Annotated in this window: 22 protein-coding genes; 10 read left to right on the top strand and 12 right to left on the bottom strand. The window is 54.4% G+C overall.

Translation table 11 applies throughout. The annotated features are described in order from the left end of the window. Positions 1-127 precede the first annotated feature (127 nt). The 3 genes from kdsA to J0A68_RS14370 are packed head-to-tail and all read right to left on the bottom strand — an operon-like array spanning position 128 to position 3,071. Complete coding sequence (gene kdsA, locus J0A68_RS14360; RefSeq protein ID WP_206579133.1) at positions 128-976, bottom strand: 3-deoxy-8-phosphooctulonate synthase; 849 nt, start codon at positions 974-976, stop codon at positions 128-130. Next, a complete protein-coding gene (locus J0A68_RS14365; RefSeq protein ID WP_206578914.1) occupies positions 976-1,548 on the bottom strand; it encodes a KdsC family phosphatase in 573 nt (190 codons plus the stop codon). The genes kdsA and J0A68_RS14365 overlap by 1 nt, the downstream gene beginning before the upstream one ends. After that, the gene (locus tag J0A68_RS14370) at positions 1,530-3,071 is read right to left on the bottom strand and encodes a bifunctional GNAT family N-acetyltransferase/carbon-nitrogen hydrolase family protein (protein ID WP_206578915.1); all 1,542 of its coding nucleotides are present in this window, start codon (positions 3,069-3,071) and stop codon (positions 1,530-1,532) included. Before J0A68_RS14370 ends, J0A68_RS14365 begins: the two co-directional genes overlap by 19 nt. Before the next feature lie 181 nt (positions 3,072-3,252). Here J0A68_RS14370 and J0A68_RS14375 point away from each other — a divergent pair, with 181 nt between their 5' ends. After that, positions 3,253-4,128 (top strand): mechanosensitive ion channel family protein, encoded by an 876-nt coding sequence (locus tag J0A68_RS14375; protein ID WP_206578916.1) that lies wholly within the window; start codon positions 3,253-3,255, stop codon positions 4,126-4,128. A gap of 50 nt (positions 4,129-4,178) precedes the next feature. After that, positions 4,179-5,102, top strand: a complete 924-nt coding sequence (locus J0A68_RS14380; protein WP_206578917.1) for a hypothetical protein — start codon at positions 4,179-4,181, stop codon at positions 5,100-5,102. Here J0A68_RS14380 and J0A68_RS14385 read toward each other — a convergent pair whose 3' ends face one another. Beyond that, a complete protein-coding gene (locus J0A68_RS14385) occupies positions 5,103-5,927 on the bottom strand; it encodes a universal stress protein (protein WP_206578918.1) in 825 nt (274 codons plus the stop codon). 101 nt (positions 5,928-6,028) lie between these two features. Further along, the gene (locus J0A68_RS14390) at positions 6,029-6,490 is read right to left on the bottom strand and encodes a GNAT family N-acetyltransferase (protein WP_206578919.1); all 462 of its coding nucleotides are present in this window, start codon (positions 6,488-6,490) and stop codon (positions 6,029-6,031) included. A 76-nt stretch (positions 6,491-6,566) separates the two neighbouring features. Between J0A68_RS14390 and J0A68_RS14395 the strand changes: the two genes are divergently transcribed. Beyond that, positions 6,567-7,076: a RidA family protein gene (locus J0A68_RS14395; RefSeq protein WP_206578920.1), complete on the top strand. Its 510-nt coding sequence runs from the start codon at positions 6,567-6,569 to the stop codon at positions 7,074-7,076. 63 nt (positions 7,077-7,139) lie between these two features. On the opposite strand, the gene J0A68_RS14400 is transcribed toward J0A68_RS14395, so the two are convergent. Both J0A68_RS14400 and J0A68_RS14405 read right to left on the bottom strand, forming a co-directional pair. Beyond that, the gene (locus J0A68_RS14400) at positions 7,140-7,607 is read right to left on the bottom strand and encodes a methylated-DNA--[protein]-cysteine S-methyltransferase (protein WP_206578921.1); all 468 of its coding nucleotides are present in this window, start codon (positions 7,605-7,607) and stop codon (positions 7,140-7,142) included. 47 nt (positions 7,608-7,654) lie between these two features. After that, complete coding sequence (locus J0A68_RS14405; RefSeq protein WP_206578922.1) at positions 7,655-8,350, bottom strand: XRE family transcriptional regulator; 696 nt, start codon at positions 8,348-8,350, stop codon at positions 7,655-7,657. A 109-nt stretch (positions 8,351-8,459) separates the two neighbouring features. Between J0A68_RS14405 and dinB the strand changes: the two genes are divergently transcribed. Together dinB and J0A68_RS14415 are read left to right on the top strand one after the other, a co-directional pair. Beyond that, positions 8,460-9,650 carry a DNA polymerase IV gene (gene dinB / locus J0A68_RS14410; RefSeq protein WP_206578923.1) on the top strand — a complete coding sequence of 397 codons (1,191 nt, stop codon included), beginning with the start codon at positions 8,460-8,462 and terminating at the stop codon, positions 9,648-9,650. A gap of 74 nt (positions 9,651-9,724) precedes the next feature. After that, positions 9,725-10,273: a GNAT family N-acetyltransferase gene (locus J0A68_RS14415; RefSeq protein WP_206578924.1), complete on the top strand. Its 549-nt coding sequence runs from the start codon at positions 9,725-9,727 to the stop codon at positions 10,271-10,273. Between the two features lie 58 nt (positions 10,274-10,331). Here the strand turns inward: J0A68_RS14415 and J0A68_RS14420 are convergent, their stop codons facing one another. Continuing rightward, on the bottom strand, positions 10,332-11,159 hold the full coding sequence (locus tag J0A68_RS14420) for a ferritin-like domain-containing protein (protein ID WP_206578925.1): 828 nt from the start codon (positions 11,157-11,159) through the stop codon (positions 10,332-10,334). A 24-nt stretch (positions 11,160-11,183) separates the two neighbouring features. After that, positions 11,184-11,882: a ferritin-like domain-containing protein gene (locus J0A68_RS14425; protein ID WP_206578926.1), complete on the bottom strand. Its 699-nt coding sequence runs from the start codon at positions 11,880-11,882 to the stop codon at positions 11,184-11,186. A 333-nt stretch (positions 11,883-12,215) separates the two neighbouring features. On the opposite strand from J0A68_RS14425, the gene J0A68_RS14430 reads away from it, so the two are divergent. Together J0A68_RS14430 and J0A68_RS14435 are read left to right on the top strand one after the other, a co-directional pair. After that, positions 12,216-12,776 (top strand): DUF4256 domain-containing protein, encoded by a 561-nt coding sequence (locus tag J0A68_RS14430; protein WP_206578927.1) that lies wholly within the window; start codon positions 12,216-12,218, stop codon positions 12,774-12,776. A gap of 35 nt (positions 12,777-12,811) precedes the next feature. Beyond that, a complete protein-coding gene (locus J0A68_RS14435; RefSeq protein WP_206578928.1) occupies positions 12,812-14,329 on the top strand; it encodes a M20/M25/M40 family metallo-hydrolase in 1,518 nt (505 codons plus the stop codon). Between the two features lie 32 nt (positions 14,330-14,361). On the opposite strand, the gene J0A68_RS14440 is transcribed toward J0A68_RS14435, so the two are convergent. Beyond that, positions 14,362-16,629 carry a helix-turn-helix domain-containing protein gene (locus J0A68_RS14440; RefSeq protein ID WP_206578929.1) on the bottom strand — a complete coding sequence of 756 codons (2,268 nt, stop codon included), beginning with the start codon at positions 16,627-16,629 and terminating at the stop codon, positions 14,362-14,364. Positions 16,630-16,735: 106 nt separating this feature from the next. Here J0A68_RS14440 and J0A68_RS14445 point away from each other — a divergent pair, with 106 nt between their 5' ends. After that, positions 16,736-17,353: an FMN-binding negative transcriptional regulator gene (locus J0A68_RS14445; protein WP_206578930.1), complete on the top strand. Its 618-nt coding sequence runs from the start codon at positions 16,736-16,738 to the stop codon at positions 17,351-17,353. A 47-nt stretch (positions 17,354-17,400) separates the two neighbouring features. Here J0A68_RS14445 and J0A68_RS14450 read toward each other — a convergent pair whose 3' ends face one another. Beyond that, a complete protein-coding gene (locus J0A68_RS14450) occupies positions 17,401-18,780 on the bottom strand; it encodes a S8 family peptidase (protein ID WP_206578931.1) in 1,380 nt (459 codons plus the stop codon). A gap of 177 nt (positions 18,781-18,957) precedes the next feature. After that, positions 18,958-20,568: a DUF748 domain-containing protein gene (locus tag J0A68_RS14455; RefSeq protein WP_206578932.1), complete on the bottom strand. Its 1,611-nt coding sequence runs from the start codon at positions 20,566-20,568 to the stop codon at positions 18,958-18,960. A 399-nt stretch (positions 20,569-20,967) separates the two neighbouring features. Here J0A68_RS14455 and J0A68_RS14460 point away from each other — a divergent pair, with 399 nt between their 5' ends. Both J0A68_RS14460 and J0A68_RS14465 read left to right on the top strand, forming a co-directional pair. Continuing rightward, the gene (locus J0A68_RS14460; protein ID WP_206578933.1) at positions 20,968-21,771 is read left to right on the top strand and encodes an endonuclease/exonuclease/phosphatase family protein; all 804 of its coding nucleotides are present in this window, start codon (positions 20,968-20,970) and stop codon (positions 21,769-21,771) included. Next, positions 21,764-22,621: a 3-keto-disaccharide hydrolase gene (locus tag J0A68_RS14465; protein ID WP_206578934.1), complete on the top strand. Its 858-nt coding sequence runs from the start codon at positions 21,764-21,766 to the stop codon at positions 22,619-22,621. Before J0A68_RS14460 ends, J0A68_RS14465 begins: the two co-directional genes overlap by 8 nt. The last annotated feature ends 182 nt before the right edge of the window (positions 22,622-22,803 follow it).

Below are 22,803 nucleotides of genomic sequence, written 5' to 3' on the forward strand. Positions count from 1 at the left end.
GTCCAATCCCCCCGGTTCAAATCAACATCCAAGGGCATTGGGAGAGGGAATAAAAACAAACGCCACAGACTCAGCCATCTGTCGGTGCGTCTGTGGCATTTATGTTTTTTTGTCAAAACAGTGGCGGCTATTGCACGCTGAAATCCTGATACTTTCGTCCCAGCGTCCAAGCTTCCTTGAGCATGGAGAGAAAATCGCCCATGCGATGCAGGGGAATGAGGTTGGGCCCATCGCTGAGCGCTTTGGCTGGCTCGGGATGGGTCTCGATGAAGAAGCCGTCAATGCCGGTCGCCGCAGCCGCTCTCGCCAAGATCGGCGCAAACTCCCGCTGTCCACCGCTGGTACCGCCCTGTCCACCAGGCTGCTGCACCGAGTGCGTGATGTCAAAGACCACCGGCGCAAACTGGCGCATGATCGGAAGTCCGCGCATGTCCACCACGAGGTTGTGATAGCCCAGGGAAAAACCGCGCTCGGTGAGGCAGACGTTTTCGTTGCCGGTGGAGCGGATCTTGGTGACCGCATATTGCATGTCCTCGGGAGCCATGAACTGGCCTCGTTTGATTTTCACTGCCTTCCCAGTATTCCCCGCAGCCAAAAGCAGGTCGGTCTGGCGGCAAAGAAATGCCGGAATCTGGAGCACATCTACCACCTCGGCCACCTCGGAAGCTTGGTAGCTTTCGTGGATATCTGTCACTAGAGGCACGTCCAGGGCTTTGCCCACGCGCTGGAGCACTTCCAGGGATTTGTCCATGCCTATGCTTCGGAAGGAACCCGAGGAGGTGCGGTTGGCTTTGTCAAAAGAAGCCTTGAAAACGTAGGAGAAGCCATTTTCCTCGGCCCAAGCTTTCACTTTGGTACCGATCTCGATACAGATATCATAGCTCTCCACGGCGCAAGGGCCGGAGAAAAGAACAGGCTTGTCAGATCCGAGGACAATGCCCTCTCTGATGGTCATGGTATGGGTAGTTCGTGTCATCATTCGGCTTGGGATAGGGAATCAATCAGGGGTACGAGTTGTCCTTTGGCATGGAGGAGGATATCGGCGACTTCGCGGAATACGCCTTTGCCTCCATCGTATCTCGAAGTGTAATGCGCCGCGGCTCTTACATAAGGCAGGGCATCCGCAGGCGCAAATACCAACCCTACGCGGCTCATGATCGGCAGATCGTTCAGGTCGTCTCCTATGAAAGCGACCTCATCGAGCGACACTTCCATGATGTCCAGCACCTCGGCGAGCTTTTTCCCCTTGTCCCGGATGCCATGGTAGTGAAAATCAAACTTGAGCTCTTCGAGGCGAAACTCCACCACCGGCGAGTTTCGGCCAGTGATCGCACCGACCAGGATCTTCCCTTTGCGGAGATGCTGGACGATCTGCCCGTCCTTCACGTTGAATTTCTTGAGCTCCACTTCCCCATCGGCATAGATGATGCCTCCGTCGGTCATGACGCCGTCGATGTCGGTGATGAGGACTTTGATGGATTTGGCCTTTTCGAAGATCGCTTCGGGCACCGGTGCGAGGTATTCGCTGACTATTTTTTCTGTTTCCATTGTACTGAGTAGAGGTCCAGCCTGCGCTGTTCGAGGTTTCTGACACTTCCGGCCTTGCGCTGCTTGGTAAGCAGGTCGAGGTCCACGTCGGCCACGATGATGGTTTCCTCGTTTTCGGAGGCTTGGGCCACCACGGCATCATGGGGAAAGGAAAAGTCCGAGGGGGAGAAAATCGCCGCCTGGGAATATTGAATATCCATGTTTTCGACCTTGGGCAGGTTGCCCACTGAGCCGGTGATGGCGACGTAGCATTCGTTTTCTATCGCACGGGACTTCGCGCAGGTGTTGACGCGAAGGAAGGCGTTTTTGGTATCCGTCCAGAAGGGGACGAAAAGGATGTCCATCTCCTGCTCGGCGAGGATTCTGCCCAGCTCGGGAAACTCCACGTCGTAGCAGATCAGGATGCCGATACGTCCTGCGTCGGTATCAAACACGTGAATGCCATTACCGCCCTGCAGGCCCCAATAGGCCGCTTCGTCCGGAGTGATGTGAAGCTTGTACTGCTTGTCCTGGGTACCGTCACGACGGCAGAGGTAGCTGACGTTGCGAAGCTTTTTGCCGTCATATTCCGGCATGGAGCCAGCGACGATGTTCACATTATACGACACTGCCAACTCGCTCATGCGGCCCACGATCTCGTCGGTGTAGTCGGCGAGGTTTCGGATCGCTTCCGAGGCATCCATGTCGTTGAATTCGGCGAGCAGTGGCGCGTTGAAAAACTCCGGGAGCAGGCAGAAGTCCGACTTGTAGCCAGAGACGGTGTCGACAAAAAACTCCACCTGCTGCATGAGGTCGTCCACATTCGAAAAGCGGCGCATCTTCCACTGCACCAGGCCGAGACGGACGATGGATTTCTTGTTGCCGATGAGCTTTTCGTCCTTTTCGTAGTAGATATTGATCCACTCCAGCAGGGTCGCGTAGGCTCGGGAGTCGGTGTCTTCCGGCAGGTATTTGGTGATGACCTTGCGGACGTGAAATTCGTTGGCGAGCTGGAAGGAAAGTACTGAATCGAAGATCTCGCGGTTTTTGACCAAGTCGATGTATTTCCGCGGAGTCATCTCGTCGGCGTATTTGGAATAGCCTGGGATACGGCCTCCGGCGATGATGGAGCGGAGATTCAGGTTTTCGCAGAGCTCCTTCCTGGCATCATAGAGGCGTCTGCCGAGGCGCATCCCCCGGTAGTCGAAGTGCACGAAAACGTCGGTGCCATAGAGCGTGTCCCCGTCATCGTCGTGGGTATCAAACTTGCCGTAGCCGGTGATCTGGTCATAGGTATGGTTGTCGCCAAACTTCGCGTAGTCCACGATGATACTCAGCGCCGCGGCGATGACTTTGCCGTTGTCCTCGATACAGATCTGCCCTTCGGGAAAAGCCTTGAGCTGGTTTTTCAGTTCAGCCTTGGTCCAGGCCCCGCCTTGGTTTTTGTAGATGGAGACCATGATGTCGCGGATGTCGTCATAGTCCGAAAGTTTGATATGCCTGAGTCTAAGGCGGTGCTCTAGCTCTTCTCTTTGCTTACTCATAGTCCAAAATTAAACGAATTCAGTCAATTGTTCTAAAAACCTGATTTGGAAGAATTAGATTCAGAATTTTATTCCGAAGCCAAACAAACTTCAAATTTAAAATCCCATTTGGCGGAGGAGTAGCCCGATTTTGAATATATTCTCAATCAAAATGAAACCCCTTATTCTCGCCCAAATTTCAATGAAAGATAAAAACGAATTCCTGGAATGGCTGGAAAAAATCCTGAACCAAAACCTGTTTTCCCTCGGGGACTCCAAGTTGACGGTGGGCTTGATTCTGACCTTGGTGATCTCATTCACGCTGCTCTTCATCGTGGCGGAATGGATCAGAAAGCTCCTAGTCCAGAAAATCCTCCAAAAACGCCAGATCGAAATCGGCACCCGGGAATCCATCGGGACGATCGTCAAATACCTGCTGATCCTCGCCGGTATTTTCTCCATCCTCCAGACCAACGGCATTGACCTTTCTGCCTTTGGGGTACTGGCGGGAGCGATAGGCGTAGGTATAGGCTTTGGCCTCCAAAACATCACCAACAACTTCATTTCTGGCCTGGTCATCCTCCTCGAACAGCCCATCAAGGTAGGCGACCGCATCGAAGTAGGCGACGTGACCGGCGACGTGATCAAGATCTCTGGCCGATCCACCACCATCCTGACCAACGACAACATCAGCATCATCGTCCCCAACAGCCAGTTTATCGACAACCAAGTCATCAACTGGTCGCACAACGAGCGCAGGATACGGTTCAATTTCCCGGTCGGGGTCGCCTACAAGGAGGATCCGGAAAAGATCAGACGGATCCTGCTCGAGGTGGCCCGGGCCAATGGAGGCGTGCTGAAAAACCCGGAAAGCGACGTCCTGTTTGACAGCTACGGGGACAGCAGCCTAAACTTCAACCTAAGGGTATGGTCCTCGGAGTACGTCAACAAACCACGGGTGCTCAAAAGCCAACTATACTATGAGATCTTCAAGCGCTTTTCGGAGGAAAACATCGAAATCCCCTTTCCACAGCGTGATTTGCATTTGAGATCCGGATTTGAAAAATTAGAGAAATAGGGTAATTTTCCCCCGGATTTGGACTTTTTCGGTCTGGGTTACTTTACGCGATGAAGAAGGTCCTTACACTCATTTTATACCTGATAGTATGGGAGGCTTCTTCCCAGAGTTTCTATCGCTACCGCTTTGAGGAGCCTTGGTCCATCTCCGCCGGTCTCGGTCCTACCCAGTATTTTGGAGAGCTCTATTCGTTTTGGAAGTACAATGAGGGCGTGCAGCCCGAATGGAACGCCAACCTTGCGGTCAATTACATCTTTGGCACCAATCTGAAGGCAAGGCTGGAAGGCACCTACTACAAGATGTCTGGATCCGATCCTCCTTCTGACCCCCGCGCCTATCGTACGCCTCGGGATCTCCACTTCAGGGCTTCCAACGTCGAAGTTGCCGCACTGGTGGAGTACTATTGGCATCCGGTGAAGGTAAACAACATCACCCGCCACCTTTGGAATCCCTACATTTTTGCCGGACTTGGCATGTCCACCAACAATCCCCAAGCAGAGCTGAACGGGCGATGGGTGGACCTACGGCCCCTACAGCTGGAAAACAACCCCTACGAGAAGTATATCGTGGTTTTCCCGATGGGTCTCGGGTTCAAATACAAGCTGAACGTGTACATGGACATGAAGTTTGAGGGCAACTACCGATTCACCCTCACCGACTACATGGACGACATCTCTGCGTACAACGTCTCCGAATTTTACCTGGATCTGGTCGAGGACTATACCTCCGGCAGCAACCCGGACAGGCTCCGCCTGGCGATCCGCAACCCGCAGTTTCTGCTTGACAACGGCGAGCCAGACGTGGATGCAATCCTGAGAAACAATGGACGCGTGAGGCGCGGGTCGGGACTGACCCATCGCTACGATGGCTACATGACGCTGAGCCTAGGCCTGGAGATCTACCTGTCGCCAGACATCTGGGACAACTGGATCTTCCGAAACAGAATCTACGAGAAGCGCTTCCGATTCTGGTAGTCAGGCTTTCAGACTCAGTACGCCCAAGTCAGATTTGAAAATCAGGGTTTCCGTGGTGCCTATCTGGTAGGCCGGAGCGTGGAGATGCTCCCCGGAGGCCACTCCCACCAATCGGATGTTGTGTTTTTCGCAGAAGCCGCGTATGCCATGCTCGGCATCTACGTCGTTGAACACGTGTCTGTGGATCACAAACTGCTCGTGTCCCCGACCAAACTCCGCCATGTCTTCTTCCGACTTGGCCGAGGTGGTGAAGTGCTCCGGTGTATTCACAAAAAGCAGGTGTATGGAGGACTTGAATACCCGGGCAAGGGGAAGGATTTTTTCAAAAGCGGCCTTTCCTGCCGAGTTAAAAACTGTGGCAAAAGCGATCTTGCGGAAGGCATTGCCATCCAGGGGAGTTTTTACTGCTAGGACCGGGCAGTGGGCAAAGCGGATGACGCGCTGGAGCGTGGAGCCCACGAAGTTGCCCGAGGAGTAGCCTTTGCCATGGGCGCCGATCACGATCATATTGACCGCCATCTTTTCGGCCACCCGCAGGATCTGCTCATAGGGCACGCCGATTTTTACGATCTGTTCAAACTGGGACTTGACCGGTGCGACGGACTTGATGTACCCCGGCAGCACTTCCATGGCTTCCTGTTGCTGCTCGATCAGTTCGGGGTGTTTTGCCTTGGCCTCGTCCGAGAGCAGATCCCAATCCAGCTCCGAGGGAATCACCGTCACACAGATTATCCTTGCCTGGTTTTTGGCACTGACCCGCCGCGCGGTCTGCAGCGCCGCGAGAGAGTGCGGGGAAAAATCAAAAGGAACTAAAACAATCTTCATAGAGGCTATTGTATTTAGTTCTCAATTTCTCAATTTCCGTGCACACTTGGCTTGGTAAATAATCAGCCGAAAAACTGATAAAAGTTAGGAATCCCCCTAGCCTAGAGCTTTCGCTCCATTTTCACATTGCAGCGCTCGTATGCTCCGCAGTCCATCTCCACTCTCGCAAAGCCCATCTTTTCGTAAAGCCGCAGGGCGCTATCCAGAATCGAATTGGAGTACAAAACCATCTCGGCAAAGCCCATTTGCCTGGCTTGGGCTATCAGGGCTTGTCCCAAAGCCATGCCCACTCCCCGCCCCTGGGCAGCGGGATCTACCCCCATTTTGATCATCTCACAGGCATTGCCCTCCATCGGCATCAGGCCCACCGTCCCCACTACCTCCTCCCCAAGCACGGCAAAGAGAATCACGCCGCCCTTGTCCAAAATAGTCTCTTCCGGAGAGTCTAGTTGGGCGATATCAAAGGGTTCCAGGGAAAAGTAGCGGCTCACCCAGGCTTTGTTGATGGAGGCAAAGTAGGGTTTCAATTCTGGCGTGTAGGAAACAATCTTCAGCGTGGACATGGGGACTGGGGTAAAAAGATTGCCAAAAATAGCCAGAATCGACTAGCTTAGAAACGACATTTGATCCTCCCAACCTATGAAAAACACGCTTTTTGCCCTGGCCATCTTTTTCTCATGCGGACTTGCACTCTCCGCCCACGCCCAAACACCCGAAGAAAAGATCAAGCAGCTCGGCCTGGAGATCCCCGAAGTAAGCCAGCCCATCGCCAACTATGTGAAATGGAAGCAGGTCGGCAACCTACTCTATCTCTCCGGCAGCGGCCCCAGCATCTTGGGGAAGGTCGGAGACGACCTCACCACGGAGCAAGGCTATGAGGCTGCCCGAGAGACTGGGCTTGGGATCATCGCTGTCATCAAGGCTGCCACGGGAGACCTCAGCCGCGTAAAACAGTTTGTGAAAGTGCTGGGGATGGTCAATTCAGCCCCGGATTTTACCGCGCATCCTGCGGTGATCAATGGCTTTTCGGATTTGATGGTGGAAGTATTTGGAGAAAAGGGCAAGCATGCGCGATCCGCGGTAGGAGTAGCAGCGCTTCCCAACAATATGGCCGTGGAGATTGAGGTAATCGTAGAGCTAGAAAACTGAGGATGAACCGCTTTCATTCAAAATGACAGGCTCATCGGCTTCGAAAACAGGAGCTAGACCAAACTACAAAAACAGCGTTCCCTGAAACGCATGCCCTTCCACTTCCAAGAGGGCCTTTTTCCTGTTCAAGCCACCCGCATAGCCGGTGAGCTTACCGTCACTGCCCAACACGCGGTGGCAAGGCAGGACGATTAGGATGGGATTGGCTCCGATGGCCGCTCCCACTGCCCGGATGGCGGCTGGGTTTCCGAGCCTTTGGGAAATCTTCAAGTAGGTGGTCGTCTCTCCGAAGGGAATTTTGGCGACCTCCATCCACACCCTGCGCTGAAACTCGGTGCCGGCCAACCCAATAGGCATGTCAAAAACCTGTCTTTTTCCTTCAAAATACTCTTCCAGCTGCTGCATGGTGCTCAGCAGTACCTGATCCAGCACCAGCAGATCCGGCTCCTCTTCCGTGAAGCGCAGCCCTGATAGGCAGCCCTCCTGAGAGCTGATGCGGATATTGCCGATGGGGGAAGGGATGACAGGCATGGGATTGCAAGTTGGTTCTACGTCTGATGCCGACCAAGGGGGCTTGTCTAGCTCATCGCCAAGCGATATTTCCAGACCTCTCTGATCTGCTCCACTCCTACCTCAAACGGCGCATAGATGGGATTGGCCGAGCAAAGCAGCAATTTTTGCGAAGCGGAGATGCGGTTGTAGGCGATTTTGAAGGTCACCCCCTCCTGCTCAGTCACCACCACATAGCGCTCGCCATCCCTCATCTGCGTCCAATCCTCCATGTATTCGCAGACGATCCAGGCTCCATCGGCAATCGGCAGCATGGAGTCCCCATCCACCTGAAAGACCCGGTGCTTTCTGTCCCCGGGCAGGAAAGGAAGGGAAAACCTAGGCAGCTCCGCCACAAACTCCGGATCTGAAAACCCCGCCAAATAGCTCGCTTTGGCACGCTGCGACACCACCTCGATGAGCTCCCGTCCCTCCGCATCCACGGTCGTGGCCAGGATCCGCAGCTTTCGCCCGCGCAGAAACTGGTCCGTCTCCAGCAGCTCCCGCAGCTTGTACTCGGAGTAGGTCCCCAAATCCTCCCTCAGGAGGATGTCCGTGGACACGCCCAGAAAGTCCGAGAGCAGGATCAAGGTCTCCAGCGGAGGATTGATGCTGGATTCGTACCCAGCGAGCTTGGACCGGCTGATCGCCAGGCTTTCGGCCATGGACTCTTGGGTCAGGCCTTTCTTTTTCCGAAGCAGTTTGAGATTGGAATTGACATGCATGGCTTTTCTTTTTTGGCAAAAACAAGACGAGTCCTGTCGTCGCTCGTTCTCAAATCTATGGAATTTGACTATATTATAAACACTATTTTGTCAATAATATAAACAATAGATGAGCGACAGACGATGCATCGTACACATGGACTTGGACACTTTTTTTGTCTCGGTCGAGCGGCTTTTGGACCAAAGCCTCGTGGGGAAACCGGTCTTGGTGGGCGGTGCGGCAGGCCGAGGGGTCGTCGCATCCTGCAGCTACGAGGCGCGGAAATTTGGCATCCACTCCGCCATGCCGATGCGGACGGCACTGCGACTCTGTCCCGAGGCTGTGGTCGTCCCTGGCAGCTACGAGCAGTATAGCCAAAAGTCCAGCGAGGTGACCGAAATCATCCGAGAGGCCGTCCCGGTGTTTGAAAAAGCCTCCGTGGATGAGTTTTACATAGACCTCTCGGGAATGGACCGCTTCTTTGGCAGCGTCAAGCTGGCCAAGGAGCTCCGCCAAAAAATCATCCGCGAGACGGGGCTGAACATCTCCATGGGCATCTCCGAAAACAAGACCGTCTCCAAAATCGCCACCGGCGAGGCCAAGCCCAACAACGAGAGGCAGATTCACTACGGGGAGGAAAGGGCCTTTCTCGCCCCTCTTTCTGTCAGAAAAATCCCCATGATAGGCGAAAAAACCACCCAAAAACTCGAAACGATGGGAATCCGCCAGGTCTCCCAACTCCAAGCGATGGGCATCACCGCGCTGGAAAGAGACTTTGGGAAGCAGGGAAAGATGATCTGGGAAAAAGCCAACGGAATAGACCGAAGGCCGATCATCCCCTACTCGGAGGCCAAGTCCGTCTCCTCGGAAAACACCTTTGGCAAGGATAGCAACGATGGGAAAAAACTCGAAACCAACCTCATCACCATCACCGAGCAACTCAGCAGCACCCTGCGCCGCCGCCAGCAGATGTGCGCCTGCGTGACGGTCAAAGTGCGCTATGCAGACTTTGACACCCACTCCCTGCAGCAGCACATCCCCTACACCTCCGCTGATCATCACCTGATCCCGGTGGTGAAGAGCCTTTTTCGCAGACTCTATGACTCCCACCTGCCCCTGCGGCTGATCGGCGTACGACTCAGTGCCTTGGTACACGGCAGCTACCAGATCCAGCTCTTCGAGGATACCGAGCAGCGGATCAACCTCTACCAGGCGCTCGACCGCCTCAACGTCAAGTACGGAGCCAAGACGGTCTGCCGAGCGGCAGGGGTGGGACTGGATCGCCGCCGCTTCAATCCTTTCAACGGGATGGAAGTCTAAGTGGAAAAAGGCGTTGTCTCTGGCACCAAAACTTTCTATTTTGCCCAGTCAGAGCCTGATTCTTTTTTCCATCCATGCCCCAATACCTCTTTTCTACTCCCCGACTTGGCTTTCGCACTTGGCAGCCTTTTGACCTGGACGACTTCGCCGCGATCAATGCGGACAGGGAAGTCATGCGCTACTTCCAAAAGCCGCTTTCCCGAGAGGAAACCCAGGCCATGATCGACCGCATGCTGCGGATGTACGAGGAAAAAGGCTATTGCTACTTTGCGGTGGACCATCTGGAAAGCAAAGAGCTGATCGGGACGATCGGCTTGGGTTGGAAGACCTTCGAGGCGGACTTTACGCCCTGCGTGGACATAGGCTGGAGGCTGGGCAAAAAATGGTGGAACAAAGGCCTGACCACCGAGGGAGCGTCGGCATGCCTGGACTTTGCGAAGCAGCTCCAAATCCCAGAGGTCGTGTCTATGGCTTCGGTGGGAAACGGCGCTTCCATCCAAGTAATGCGGAAGATCGGCATGGCCTATTGGAAGGACTTCGAGCACTCCGAGCTCCGCGATTTTCCGCATATCCAGCAATGCAGCCTCTACCGGATCATCTTCGGATCGACGGAGGAACGATGACCAAAAAAAAGCCATTCCCGCTAAGGAATGGCCCAGGCTCCAACTTCCGACCCAGCAATTAGTTGGAAGCCCCTAAAAATAATCCAGCAATGCCCAAAACGGCATCTTTGTCCAGCGGCTCATCCCAGCCCTCGGATACCGCATTGGCGTCAATCCCCGTCAGATTGGAGACGTCCACCCCGGCATGGGTGAGATTTTGCTCGCCTGCATAGATCGCAGTGGTAGCTGCAGGCAGGGTACCTATGGAAGCATTGGTAATCCAACCCTTCACGGTATCCTGGCCCTTTTTGGTTCGCAGTCGACGAACCATCGAGGCGTGCCTTGCCTCCACCGAATGGATGGACAGAGCCGCAGTCAACACCACGTCGCTCTCCTGCACATTTGCGGCCTGCCCCTTGTATGCTCTCACGCCCGTATCCTCAAATGCCTGCGCCAAAGCCAAGAAGGTGGGATAGTCGGTGAATGGCGAGAAATTGCCTCCCGCCGTAAAGTCGAATTCTGGCTCAGCGACCGGAGAACCTTTCAGCACGTTGCCTATCACCTCCTGGAGAAAGCGTACGTGCGCCAGCTCATGGTCTCTGATTTTCTGGAAAATCACCCGATCCGCGGCATTGATCACGCCTGAGTCGAGTCCCATCTGGTAGTAGCGGTACTCAAGGTGCTCCAGCGTCAGGGCGTAGTTGAGCACCCCGATGAGGCTGGCGGTGTCCGCCTTGGCCACGTGGGGTATCGCGTTCAGTACCGCCAGCGGCACTGCGGCTAGGGCCATCTTTTTCCCAAAATCCCCAAATTGCCGAAAGGCATCCCTGCGCGAGTAAAAACGTTCCTTGTCCTCGGCACTTTTGGTGTCGGGACACATGCTATCCAATAGTTTGATCAAGTTCATGTCTTATGTGGTTAAAGTGGTGAATCAGCTGGGCAGCTGGCTAAAATCGATGTCCGTCTTGACGTAGGTTTTGGCCGCGGTCAGCACCTCGGTGAAATTCAGCGTTCGCTCCAGTCCATTGGCGTCGATGATATCGTCTCCGGCAAAATCCGCCGAACCCGGATTGATCAAGTCGCGAATCGCAGCCGCGTGGCGCGCTTCTACCGAAACGATCTTTCCCGCGATGAGCAGCAGATCGGCGCTTTCGAGATATTGGCCGGCTCCATTGTAGGCCGCTACACCGAGGTCCTCAAATACTTTCGCCGCTCCCAGCACGGAAGTCCTGCTGCTGAAGTCAATGCTGCTGAAGTCCACCTCCAGGGAGACAATCGCGTTGGCTCCCAAGGCAGCCTTGAAAAACTCCCGGTGCGCACGCTCGTGCTTCTCCAGATCGCCAAGGATCGTCTTCTCCTCCGCCGAAGCGTTGGCGAAATAGCCACCTTTCATCACCTCGGCATAGAATGCCGCCTCGAGCTGCTCGAGCGCATAGGCATAGTTCAGTATCCCTACATCGCCTGAGCCGAGATTTACCGCCCCGGGCATGGTAGGTCCCATATCATCCTCGTCGTTGCAGCCTACGAGCAGCAAGCCCGCAGAGGCCACCGTCATTGTTCCCATTCGGAGAAACCGCCGCCTATCCTCGTTTTTTATCAGAGCCTGGGGCTTGATCAATTCCTTTTTCATTTTGGTGTGTTTTTAGGTTAATATTTCGGTTTAGGTTTTCCATGGAAAAAAATCTGGATCCAAAGTCAATCAGCTCAACGAATGGATTTGAAGGGACTTACGAGCTTGCTATCCTGGCTGGATCGAGGATAGCCCCGATTTTTTTCAACTGAGGCAAAAAAAGGGGAGTAAAAGCCCCAGCTAAACACTGTAAACCAAACAGTTATACCCGATTCAAAAAAGCTGAAAAGCACCTGCTCGGCGGTGATTTTTTTAGACTAGTCGTTGATGATTGGCTTCAAAAAACCGACCGAATGGGCTATTTTTAACGCTTACCCAGAAAATCAAATCACGATGAGCGGCGGCAAAAAAGAACTTTCCAAAGAAGAGCTTCTGGCCATTTTGGCACTGCGTTTTGAGAAAAACAAAAAAAGGCATCCCGACCTGCAATGGGCCTTGGTGCTCCAAAAGCTCGAAGCCCAACCCGACAAAATCGACATCCTCCACGAGATGGAAACCACCGGAGGTGAACCCGACGTGGTGGCCCTCCAAACAGGTGAGGCCGATGAGCTCTGCTTCGTGGATTGCGCGGCCGAAAGCCCCTCCGGGCGGCGAAGCTGCTGCTATGACCTGGAGGCGCTGGAGTCCAGAAAGGAACACAAGCCCGCGAATGCCGCCGTAGAATGGGCCGAACAAATCGGCTCCGAACTCCTCACCGAGGAGCAATATCGCCAGCTGCAGCAGTTCGGTAAATTTGACGCCAAGACCTCCAGCTGGGTTAGGACGCCGGAGTCCATTCGCAAGCTGGGCGGGGCGATCTTCTGCGATTGGCGCTATGGCCAGGTCTTCACCTACCACAACGGCGCCTCGTCCTACTATGCCGCAAGAGGCTTCCGGACTTTGCTTCGCCTCTAAGCCACCCTCCCTATCCACAACCAAACCTTCCCCAAATGAGAGCAACCTTACTCCTCGCGCTGATTTTCCTTTCCCTCTCCGCCCAGGCCCAGGCTCCCAGCCAAGGACAGCTTGAGGCCTTGACAGAAAAACACTGGCAATCTTCCCTCGGACTGCTGCTGGAGATCGTCTCCATGCCCAACGAGGCAGTCTATCCCGAGCAGATCGAGGTAAATATCCAATGGTGCGAGGAGCAGTTTGCCAAGCGGGAATGGACAGCGGAGCGGCTTGCCACGGGAGGCATCCCCTTGCTGCTGGTCCAGAAAAACCAAGCCAAGGCCTCCAAAACCATCCTTTTCTATTTCCATGTAGATGGACAGGCGGTGGACATCAGTAAGTGGGACCAGGAAGATGCCTATGTGCCTGTCTTGAAAACCCGTAGCTCCGCCTCAGCGTGGGAGCCCATGCCCCTAGCGCATCTAAAGACATCCTATGATCCCGAGTGGAGAATTTACGCAAGATCCGTGTCGGATGACAAAGGGCCGCTCGCGATGTTTATCTCCGCCTGGGATGCGCTCACGGAGGCTGGACTTGCTCCCGACTACAACCTGAAAATCATCCTGGACTTTGAGGAAGAGCAGGGCTCACCCAAACTGCCCGCCGCAGTGAGCCAGTATCGGGAAAAGCTCAGTGCAGACCTCATGCTCATCATGGATGGCCCGCGCCACACCAGCAACGAGCCCACCCTGAGCTACGGGGCCCGCGGAATCTCCGACATGACGCTCACAACCTACGGACCCAGAGTCCCCCAACACAGCGGGCACTACGGCAATTACGCTCCAAATCCAGCCCTCCTGCTCGCCCAGCTCTTGGCATCGATGAAAGACTCCGAAGGCCGGGTAATAATCCCCGGATTCTATGAGGGCATAGACTTTTCGGACTCGGAGCGGGAGATTTTCTCCAAAGTACCCGACAATGAGCCCGCAGTGCAAAAGCGCCTGGGGATAGGGCGTACAGACCAGGTAGGCAAAAACTACCAAGAGAGCATCAACTACCCCTCCCTAAACATCCGCGGCATGAGCTCTGGCTATACTGGCGCCCAGGCCACCACCATCATACCGGCGGTGGCCGTAGCCGAACTGGACATGAGACTGGTACCGGAGTCCGATCCCGATCGTCTCTATCGCCTGATCGACGCGCATATTGCCTCGCAGGGATTCCACATCCTGGATCACGACCCGACCGATGAAGAGCGCTTGCGCTATCCAAAAATCGTAAAGTTGGAAAAATCCGTCTCCTATCAGGCTTTCCGAACGCCAATTGACTCGGAGGCTGGGGCTTGGCTGAGGGAGGCCATGCAAAGAGCCTTGGGAAAACCTCCCGTGCAGATCAGGATTTCCGGTGGGTCCATTCCCATCTCGCCTTTTGTCGATGCGCTGGAGATCCCCGCAGTGGTCATCCCGACGGTGAATGCGGACAACAACCAGCACAGTCCAAATGAAAACCTGCGCCTGGGCAACTACAAGGAAGGGATCGTGACCGTCTTGGCTATCCTGACGGAAAGCTTCCTCTGAGCGGCCCGGTCACGTCAACAACCGGCAAGCAATTAGTCCGCCTCTCCCTCGGAAAACAACACCAGTCGCAGCGTCCCATAGTCGTACTTGCCCTCAAAGTGCTCGTAATAGGGCTTGAGTGCGTCAAATTTTCCCGACATCTGCTGGATCTCACGAATCGCCTCGTCCGCGACGAGCTGCTCCAGCTTCAGCTTGCCGGATTTGACCCCATGCCCCAGATGTCCCATGATCGTGGACAGTGCAAAGTCGCGCTCTGCCGCAATCTCGGAGGGGCTCTTTCCGTCCAAAAACATCTGAACGCTGAGAGCCTTGGAGTCTTCCTTTTTCTCTTTGGGAGCTTTTTTTGGCTTGTCGGCTGACTTTTTTCGGCCGGTTTTGGTGGTGCTTTTGGGCTTGGCTGGCAGGGAGTCGAGGATTCTTGATTGGATCGTTTTACGCTTGAGCGTGATCTGGCTTTCAATATCATCCATCCTGCCGGTCACCTCCCCTTTCAGTATGGCCTGGATCACTTTGCCCGCCCGAGCGATATCGAGGTATTTGCGAAGCAGCTCCAGCTCGAGCTCCTCCAGTCCGTTTTGGTAGGTTTTCATACGGGAAAAATCCGCCACCTTGGCCTGGTGCAGCATGAGTTGCTCCAGGATTTGCTCGAGAAAAACCAGGTAGTAGTCCGCCCCTTTTCCTATCCGCTCCTGCAGCTTGGCTTCTTCCTGATTTTGGAGCAAGACCAAAAGCTGGTTTCGAAACTTGCGGGTGTTCTCCCCCTCGGACTCGAGCTTCCCATAGATCACCGGAAGGTCTTTTTGCATGCTTTCATCCTCAAACTCCAGGTTGCTTTCCTGATCCTTGTCAAACTGCTTGATAGACCTCAGCAAGCTCTCAAACTCGAAAGTCTCCTGGATCAAGCGCCCCAGGTACTGCCTTTGGTTTTGCGAAAGCAACTCACCCAGCTCCGCCTGATGGCTCGTACCCTGGGTAAAATCCACCACCTTGGGGTCAGAGTAAATCACCTCGGCCTGGACCCGGGTGCGGAGTATGAGACCCTCCAGGCTTCTCAGGCGGCTCAGCGCCACATAGACTTGGCCCGGCGCAAAGGCCTGCCCCACATCGATGATCGCCCGGTCAAAGGTCAGCCCTTGGCTTTTGTGCACGGTGACTGCCCAGGCCAGCTTGACCGGATACTGCGCAAAGGTGCCGATCACCTCCTCCTCCAGCTCTTTGGTATCGGGATTGACCCGGTATTTTTTGTTCTCCCACAGCTCTTTTCTGAGCTGGAACTCCTCCTTGGAATCATCGAGCTCCACGATGATGGCATCCTCTGCCAGCCGGATGACGGTAGCCAGCTTACCGTTGAAGTAGTTGGAATTGCCCGAGCTGTCGTTTTTGATAAACATGACTCTCGCCCCGACCTTCAGCTCTATGGACTGGGGAAGGGGAAAAAGCGTCTCCGGAAAGTCCCGCTCCACCTCCGCCTCATACCAGGATGAGGGGCTATCTAGGGCGCGCAGCTCGCGGAGATTGAGTTCGTCTGCCTTGTAGTTGTGCGTGGTGAGCGTGATGGACGGGGGTAGCTCGCGGATTTCGTCCAAGGTTTTGTAGTGCTGGTTGAGCGCGCGCACATCCTCCGGAGTGGCCCGATTGTCCCGAAGATTGTTCAGGATACGGATAAAGACCTCGTCCTGCTGACGGAATATCTTGTCCAGCTCCAGGTAGACCATGCCCGAATGCTGGAGGGCTTTGGCCTCGAAGAAGTGCATGGAATTGTAAAAGCGGCTGAGCACGCCCCATTCCTGGTCTTTGACCACGGGCGGAAGCTGATACAAATCCCCGATCAGGAGCACCTGAATCCCCCCAAAAGGAACCTTATAGTTTCGCTTCACGCTCCGCATCCGGTAGTCAATCGCGTCCAGGATATCGGCGCGCAGCATGCTGACTTCGTCTATGACCAGCAGGTCTATGGACTTGAGGACGTTTCGTCGGGCTTGGTTGAGGGGATGCTTTCGGGCGAGTGTCTGCTGGGTGAAAAACCCATACTGATCCGAATAGTGTCCCTCCGCCTCCCGAGTGGGCAAGAAGGAACCAAAAGGAAGCAAAAACTGGGAATGAATCGTCACCCCACGGGCGTTGAGGGCCGCAATCCCGGTGGGCGCCACGATCACAAAGCGCTTGTGGGTGAGTTTGGCCAGGTCCCTCAAAAAAGTCGTTTTGCCTGTCCCGGCCTTTCCGGTCAAAAAAACCGGGGCGCCGGTATTGTTGACAAAGCGGGCGGCAAGCTCCAGCCTGTCGGTGGATAGATTTTCCATCCAACTAAATTACGTGCTTTTGGCAAATGCACCGCCCGCCCCGCCTTTAAATGGACGACAATCCGTAAATTTCGAATCACAAACCTCAGATTTCAATTCCATCATCATGTACATCCATCGGCTCAACAACTGGGAAAGCGAACCCGAAGTCATCGATTTCATCCAAAAAAACGCGTTTGCGACCTTGGTCAGCCAAGTCGAAGGAAGACCTTGGGCCACCCACCTCCCCTTTGTTTTCGGCCAAGACAAAGAAGGAAACGCTGTCCTGAGCGGACACGTCGCCAAAACAAACATCCAATGGAAATCCATACAAGCCGATGAGGAAGTCTTGGCGATATTCCAAGGTCCGCACGCCTACATTTCCTCCTCCTGGTACACCCACGAGAATGTCCCTACCTGGAACTACCTGGCCGTGCACGTGTACGGCAAAATCCGCCTCATCGAGGGGGAAGAACTCCTCGCGCACCTGAAATCCCTGGTGGACATCTACGAGACTGGCCGCCCCAACCGGGTACGGGTAGAAAACATGTCCGAGTCCTATGTGCAAAGCCAAATCCGGGCTTTGGTAGGCTTTGAAATCAAAATCACCGAAGTACAGGCCAGCGCCAAGCTCTCCCAAAACCGAGACGATGTGAACTACCACCGCATCATCGAAAAACTGGATGAAAGCAGCTTTCCCTTGGATCGGGAGATCGCAGAGGAAATGCGCAAAAGGAGACCATAAAAAAGGGCATCGATCGATGCCCTTTTTTCTTCATTCAAACGCTGTCCTTAGAATCCTGACACATTCAATCGACCTCCCGTCACCACCTTGCCCTGCAACGAAGGCGTTGGGGTCGCCTGGGCGAGAATTGCATTTTTGATCTGGGCAGCCGAAGCGCCTGGATTGAGAGATGCGTAGAGCGCTGCCGCACCCGACACGTGAGGCGTGGCCATGGAGGTACCATTGTAGCTGGCATAGCTGGCAACGACCTTCCCCTTGGAACTCGCGGGAACAGTCGACCAAATACCCGACCCCGGCGCTCCTATATCCACTGTAGTCGCTCCGTATTGGGAAAAGGAGGACAGTGCCCCGCTGCTGGTGATCGAAGCCACAGCGATAATATTCGGTGAGGTATAGCCCGAAGGATAGCTGGCCGTAGCGTCGTTGTTGGTACCTGAGTTGCCTGCTGCCGCAATGAACAGAATGCCCGCTGCGTCAGCCCTGTCGATGGCATCTTTTAAGGCTTGGGAAAAGCCCCCTCCACCCCAGGAATTGTTGGTAGCCACGATGTTCAGTCCATGACGGGTCTTCAGATCGGTAAAGTAGTCCACTGCCTTGATCGCGTTGGCAGTAGTGCCGCCCCTTTTTCCAAGAAACTTGGCTCCTATCATCCGCACATTCCACACCACTCCAGCGACGCCGGCACCGTTGCCACCCACAGCGCCGATGGTTCCCGCGACGTGGGTACCGTGATCGTCTCCAGTTCCGTCAAAAACGGAGCTGTTGTTGCCGTCAAAATCCCATCCGTAGACATCATCCACCAGGCCGTTGCCATCGTCGTCCACGCCATTGTCGGCTACCTCTCCGGGGTTGGTTCCCGCATTGGCAGCCAGATCGGAATGGGTGTACATGTAGCCTTCGTCGATGATCCCGATGTAGACGGTACTAGATCCCAGCTTGTTGGCCGCCCAGGCTTCGCTAGCCCTTGACCCAAACTGGTTGCCGCCGGCGGACATCCCCCAGAGCTGCCCACCCACAAAGTAGGTGTCATTGGACGTGGCCTGATGCTGGTAGATCCAGTTGGGCTCAGCGTACTCGATCTCCGGCAAGCCTTTCAGGCGTTCGATCGCTTCCAGGGTACCCAGCTTTGACTCCACGAGCAGCAGATCACCGGATGGCCCTCCCATTCTTGCGTTGACCATTTCCATCGCGCCGGTATTGATCTGCTCGACGACACTCGCCTCAATCAGCGCCAATACATCCACCGACAATCTGGAATTCTGGCTGGAGGTCTTGTACTTGATCAGCAGCTGCCCAGGCACGAATGCCTCGCCCAACACAGACTCCACGGCATCGTTTGCCGCCACGTCGCTTTCAACAATGTCCCCACAGGACGCTGCCATGCCCACCAGGGCAGATAGAGACAGCATGGTATAAAGTTTTCTCATAAGGTGAATTGGTTTTACATCCTAATGAAAATAAACAGTTTACCCGAATATAATTCCTATCGCGTCGCGTTGCGATCAAATAATTCTGCGTCCAAAAACACCAAAATTTTCCTCCATCCTGAAAAAAATGCCGCTCGCTGCAACAAAAAAGAAGCAAAAAGCCAGTTTCGGCAATTTCTACTTTTCACCAAAATTCATGATTTCTTTTGCCGCATTGCCCGGGACGATGCGCATCATCCCGTCCTTGGTACTGTTCCAGATCAGATGGAAGGGGCCTCGGTATTGGTTTCGCTGGGTGAAGTACTCTGAGACCAGGTAGTTTTTCTCTCCGGGGAGGTTCGATTGCTTCAGAAGAATATTGGTGATCGTGGACATCAAGCGGTTTTTGTTCTGTCCCTCTTTTTTGAAAATCTCCATTTTCAGATCCCCGTAATCGAACCTAAACTGGTTGCTAGCCCCAAGGGAATCCGCGTGCATCCTGAGCTCCAGCCTGGACAAGTGTCCCGTCTCGATGCGGCCATTCATCAGGGGCTTGAGGATCTCGCTGACCTTGGTCAGGGGAAAATCCACCAAGCTGACTTCCAAGTCAAACTCATCCCGGTCGTAGGGGATGTCTATCGCGATGGTCATGTCCCCCGCGCCGTCGATCTTTGCGGTGAAGTCCGCGTCGGCGTTGCCCAGCAAAGCCTGGTACTCGGGAATCGAGGTAATTTGGGTCAGGTGGCCGTTGATATCGCTGAGCTGAAACTTCCAAGTATCGCCCTTGCCGGGAACTGACTCTCCGTAGCCGATGGCTCCATCCACCACAGACAGGGTGTCCAGCTTCAGCGGAAAGTCGAGCTTTTTCACCAAGCCCTGAAACATAGGCTTGTATTCGTCCGGCGGCCTCGGAATACTCTTGTTTCGGAAATCATCCAAAACCAAACCCACCAGCTCCAGTTTTCTGGCGCGCACGTCGAGGTTCGAATAAAGGTTGCTCGCGGCCTCCAAACCCGAGAAAACCAAGGAATCCAGCTCAAACTCGATCAGGTCGACTTGGTATTCCATCCGGGCAGAAGCTTCCAGCACCCCCTCCTCGTATTTGAGGGAGGGAGCGATTACTTTGAGCTGCTGGCGCTTGGTGTCAAATTCCACCCGTCCCGTACGCAAAAGCGGCCCTTGGTGGAATCGGTGACCGATGCTGTCGATGGAAACCAAAATCCGCCCGTAGTCAAATGGAATGGGGTTGGCGACTTTCAGGGAGTCAGTTTGCAGGTCCGTCGCCAAGACGTTTAGCTGGCTGAGTGCGCCGGTCTGATGCCCGTCCTCCATCATCTGCACGTTGGCTTGGACGAGCTTGAAATTGGATATTTCCCCCCGGGAGAGGATATCGCCAAAGAGCCCCTTCAGCCCATCCCCTGCCTTGTCTTGGTCGGGGTTTTCCTCCGCATTCGGAATATAGACTACGAGATAGGGATTGAGGAGCACCAGTTCCTTGAGTTTCAGCTCGCGGCTGAGAAAAAGCTTCGCAAGATTCAGCTGGTTGAGCTCCACCTTCGCTGCACGCCCGTCCACGAACACGCCTTTTTGTCCCCCAACGGGATTGATGGTTACCTCGGAGATGGAAATGATGCGCCGGAGATAGTCGAAGTCCGCAGACTGAAAGCTGATGTTGTAACTGCGATCCGGGTTGGCGTTGATCACCGATTCGATATTACGGTTGACCCATCTGATCCCCAAGGAGACGGCGATGCCCGCCAGCAGCAAAAGCGCCCCAAAAACTATCCCAGCTATCTTTAAAAACTTCATCCAGTACGTGTTAGTGAACTCCTGTTCCCTTTTTCAAAGGCCTACAAAAAGGGAGCTCCTTCTTGTACCAATCCAACCGCTTCACGAGCTACCGCCAATCTCCTATTTCAAACATCAATCCCCAAATCAAGTCCCGCTGTCCGCGAGGCTTTTCCCAATGGCCAAGTCCGCGTGCAAGCCACTTTGGAGTGTTTTGGGCGTTTGATTTTTGCCTGCGCTTTTTACGGCAGATGGAGAAAGAAAAAAGCCGCTTGCGAATCTGTGGATTTTTTTCCCCAAACCAAGTCCCAAAACCCACCCAAACCAAACTTGACCCTAGGCATGTCTGATAGCCACTACTTTACCGTTCGCTCGTCAAATTTGCCTGCGAGAGTCCCCCACATTTTGATACATTTGGGTATGAAGCGATTCTTTTTTTGCCTGATTGCGGCATCTTTTCTCTTTTCCAAGGCCTCTGCGCAGGAGATTACCGTTTTGACCTACAACATCCTCCACGGAGAGCGTGACGATCGTCCCAACACTTCCAATGTAGCCGAGGTAGCCAAGCTGCTCCTCCAGCTGCAGCCCGAGGTCATCGCCCTCCAGGAAGTGGACAGTATGACCCGGCGCTCTGCCAGATTCAACCCCCAACCACTGGACTATGTTTCCAAGCTGAGCCAGGAGACAGGCTACCGAGGCTACTTTGCCAAGGCCATGGACTACGATGGCGGCGGCTACGGAGAGGGGATTTTGGTGAAAAAAGGCTCCGACTACCATACACTCCAACTCCCAAACCCCGTAGGAGGCGAGCCCCGGGCCATGGCCTGGGTCATGGCGGAGCTCAAATCCCAAGAGGAATTCTATTTCGGAGCCACGCACCTCTGCCACGAGTTTGGGGAAAACAGAATCGCGCAGGTGGACGCCATCCTGGCCTATGCCGACTCGCTCGACAAGCCCGTGGTGTGGGTAGGCGACCTAAACTTTCGCCCTGACTCACCGGAATACAGCCGCATTCCCGCCCACTGGAAGGAAGCGGGTGCCGCCTCCGGCCAGCTCCAAAACACGTACGGCACGGCTGAAAAAGGAGCACGAATCGACTACATCTGGTACGACTCCCGCAAGCTCGAACTGGTGGAATACAAAGTTTTAGACCAAGTTAAATTTTCCGATCACTATCCAGTCTGGGCCATCCTCAGGCTGAAAAAAGAACCCCAGCATGAATAGATCAAAATCTTACCTCTCCCTCATCGCCCTACTCGCCTTGGCAGTCGTCGGCCTGACGGCCTGGAAATCCGAGCAGCCCGCCAAGACCAAGTGGATCCAGCTCTTCAACGGCAAAGACCTGAAGGACTGGACGGTCAAGATCCGCACCCACGAGCTCGGCGACAATTTCGCAAACACCTTCCGGGTCGAAGATGGCCTGATGCAAGTCCGCTACGACGGCTACACCCAGTTTGACCAGCAGTACGGGCATATTTTCTACAAAAAGCCCTTCTCCTACTACCTCCTCCAAGTCCAATATCGCTTCGTGGGCGAGCAGTGCCCGGGAGGCGAAGGCTGGGCTCTGAGAAACAGCGGTGCCATGCTGCACTCCCAAGACCCCAAAACGATGATGAAGGACCAAAACTTCCCGATCTCCATCGAGGCCCAGTTTCTCGGGGGCAATGGAAAAGACCCACGTACCACCTGCAACCTCTGTACTCCCGGCACCAACGTCGTGCTGGCCGACTCTCTTTTCACCCCGCACTGCATCAACTCCAAATCAGAGACCTACCACGGGGATCAGTGGGTGACCGCCAACTTCATCGTCATGGGTGACGAGGAAGTGCACCACCTGGTGGGTACCGATACGGTTTTCAGCTACTTCAAGCCACAGATAGGCGGGGGAAGCGTGGCACCGTTTGACCCCAAGGTCAAAATCGACGGACAGCTGCTCAAGGAAGGCTACATCTCCCTGCAAAGCGAAAGCCATCCCGTGGACTTCAAAAAAGTGGCCCTGGTCGATCTCTCCAAAATCAAGGACGATCCCAAGAAGCTGAAGGAAACGGTCAGTCAGGCCTTGGCCGAAAACTGAAGAATCTCAAATCCACACCTGCTGCCGCTGAGGCAAGTTGGATAAAAATAAACCCTCCAAGGGTTCAAAAACCTTGGAGGGTTCTGGTGGCCCTGATCGATCCCAAAAAACTGAAGGAAACGGTTAGTCAGGCCTTGGCTGAAAACTAAAGGATCTAAAATCCTCACCTGCTGCCCCGGAGG

This window comes from Algoriphagus oliviformis (genome assembly GCF_017254915.1).
Lineage (GTDB): Bacteria > Bacteroidota > Bacteroidia > Cytophagales > Cyclobacteriaceae > Algoriphagus > Algoriphagus oliviformis.

Bases quoted from the DNA above. Each gene is read 5' to 3' on its own strand.
- J0A68_RS14455 (WP_206578932.1), bottom strand. From the start codon at position 20,568: ATGAAGTTTTTAAAGATAGCTGGGATAGTTTTTGGGGCGCTTTTGCTG.
- J0A68_RS14375 (WP_206578916.1), top strand. From the start codon at position 3,253: ATGAAAGATAAAAACGAATTCCTGGAATGGCTGGAAAAAATCCTGAAC.
- J0A68_RS14460 (WP_206578933.1), top strand. From the start codon at position 20,968: ATGAAGCGATTCTTTTTTTGCCTGATTGCGGCATCTTTTCTCTTTTCC.
- J0A68_RS14380 (WP_206578917.1), top strand. From the start codon at position 4,179: ATGAAGAAGGTCCTTACACTCATTTTATACCTGATAGTATGGGAGGCT.
- J0A68_RS14435 (WP_206578928.1), top strand. From the start codon at position 12,812: ATGAGAGCAACCTTACTCCTCGCGCTGATTTTCCTTTCCCTCTCCGCC.
- kdsA (WP_206579133.1), bottom strand. From the start codon at position 976: ATGACACGAACTACCCATACCATGACCATCAGAGAGGGCATTGTCCTC.
- J0A68_RS14450 (WP_206578931.1), bottom strand. From the start codon at position 18,780: ATGAGAAAACTTTATACCATGCTGTCTCTATCTGCCCTGGTGGGCATG.
- J0A68_RS14415 (WP_206578924.1), top strand. From the start codon at position 9,725: ATGCCCCAATACCTCTTTTCTACTCCCCGACTTGGCTTTCGCACTTGG.
- J0A68_RS14440 (WP_206578929.1), bottom strand. From the start codon at position 16,629: ATGGAAAATCTATCCACCGACAGGCTGGAGCTTGCCGCCCGCTTTGTC.
- J0A68_RS14370 (WP_206578915.1), bottom strand. From the start codon at position 3,071: ATGAGTAAGCAAAGAGAAGAGCTAGAGCACCGCCTTAGACTCAGGCAT.
- J0A68_RS14420 (WP_206578925.1), bottom strand. From the start codon at position 11,159: ATGAACTTGATCAAACTATTGGATAGCATGTGTCCCGACACCAAAAGT.
- J0A68_RS14430 (WP_206578927.1), top strand. From the start codon at position 12,216: ATGAGCGGCGGCAAAAAAGAACTTTCCAAAGAAGAGCTTCTGGCCATT.
- J0A68_RS14395 (WP_206578920.1), top strand. From the start codon at position 6,567: ATGAAAAACACGCTTTTTGCCCTGGCCATCTTTTTCTCATGCGGACTT.
- J0A68_RS14405 (WP_206578922.1), bottom strand. From the start codon at position 8,350: ATGCATGTCAATTCCAATCTCAAACTGCTTCGGAAAAAGAAAGGCCTG.
- dinB (WP_206578923.1), top strand. From the start codon at position 8,460: ATGAGCGACAGACGATGCATCGTACACATGGACTTGGACACTTTTTTT.
- J0A68_RS14385 (WP_206578918.1), bottom strand. From the start codon at position 5,927: ATGAAGATTGTTTTAGTTCCTTTTGATTTTTCCCCGCACTCTCTCGCG.
- J0A68_RS14400 (WP_206578921.1), bottom strand. From the start codon at position 7,607: ATGCCTGTCATCCCTTCCCCCATCGGCAATATCCGCATCAGCTCTCAG.
- J0A68_RS14465 (WP_206578934.1), top strand. From the start codon at position 21,764: ATGAATAGATCAAAATCTTACCTCTCCCTCATCGCCCTACTCGCCTTG.
- J0A68_RS14425 (WP_206578926.1), bottom strand. From the start codon at position 11,882: ATGAAAAAGGAATTGATCAAGCCCCAGGCTCTGATAAAAAACGAGGAT.
- J0A68_RS14445 (WP_206578930.1), top strand. From the start codon at position 16,736: ATGTACATCCATCGGCTCAACAACTGGGAAAGCGAACCCGAAGTCATC.
- J0A68_RS14390 (WP_206578919.1), bottom strand. From the start codon at position 6,490: ATGTCCACGCTGAAGATTGTTTCCTACACGCCAGAATTGAAACCCTAC.
- J0A68_RS14365 (WP_206578914.1), bottom strand. From the start codon at position 1,548: ATGGAAACAGAAAAAATAGTCAGCGAATACCTCGCACCGGTGCCCGAA.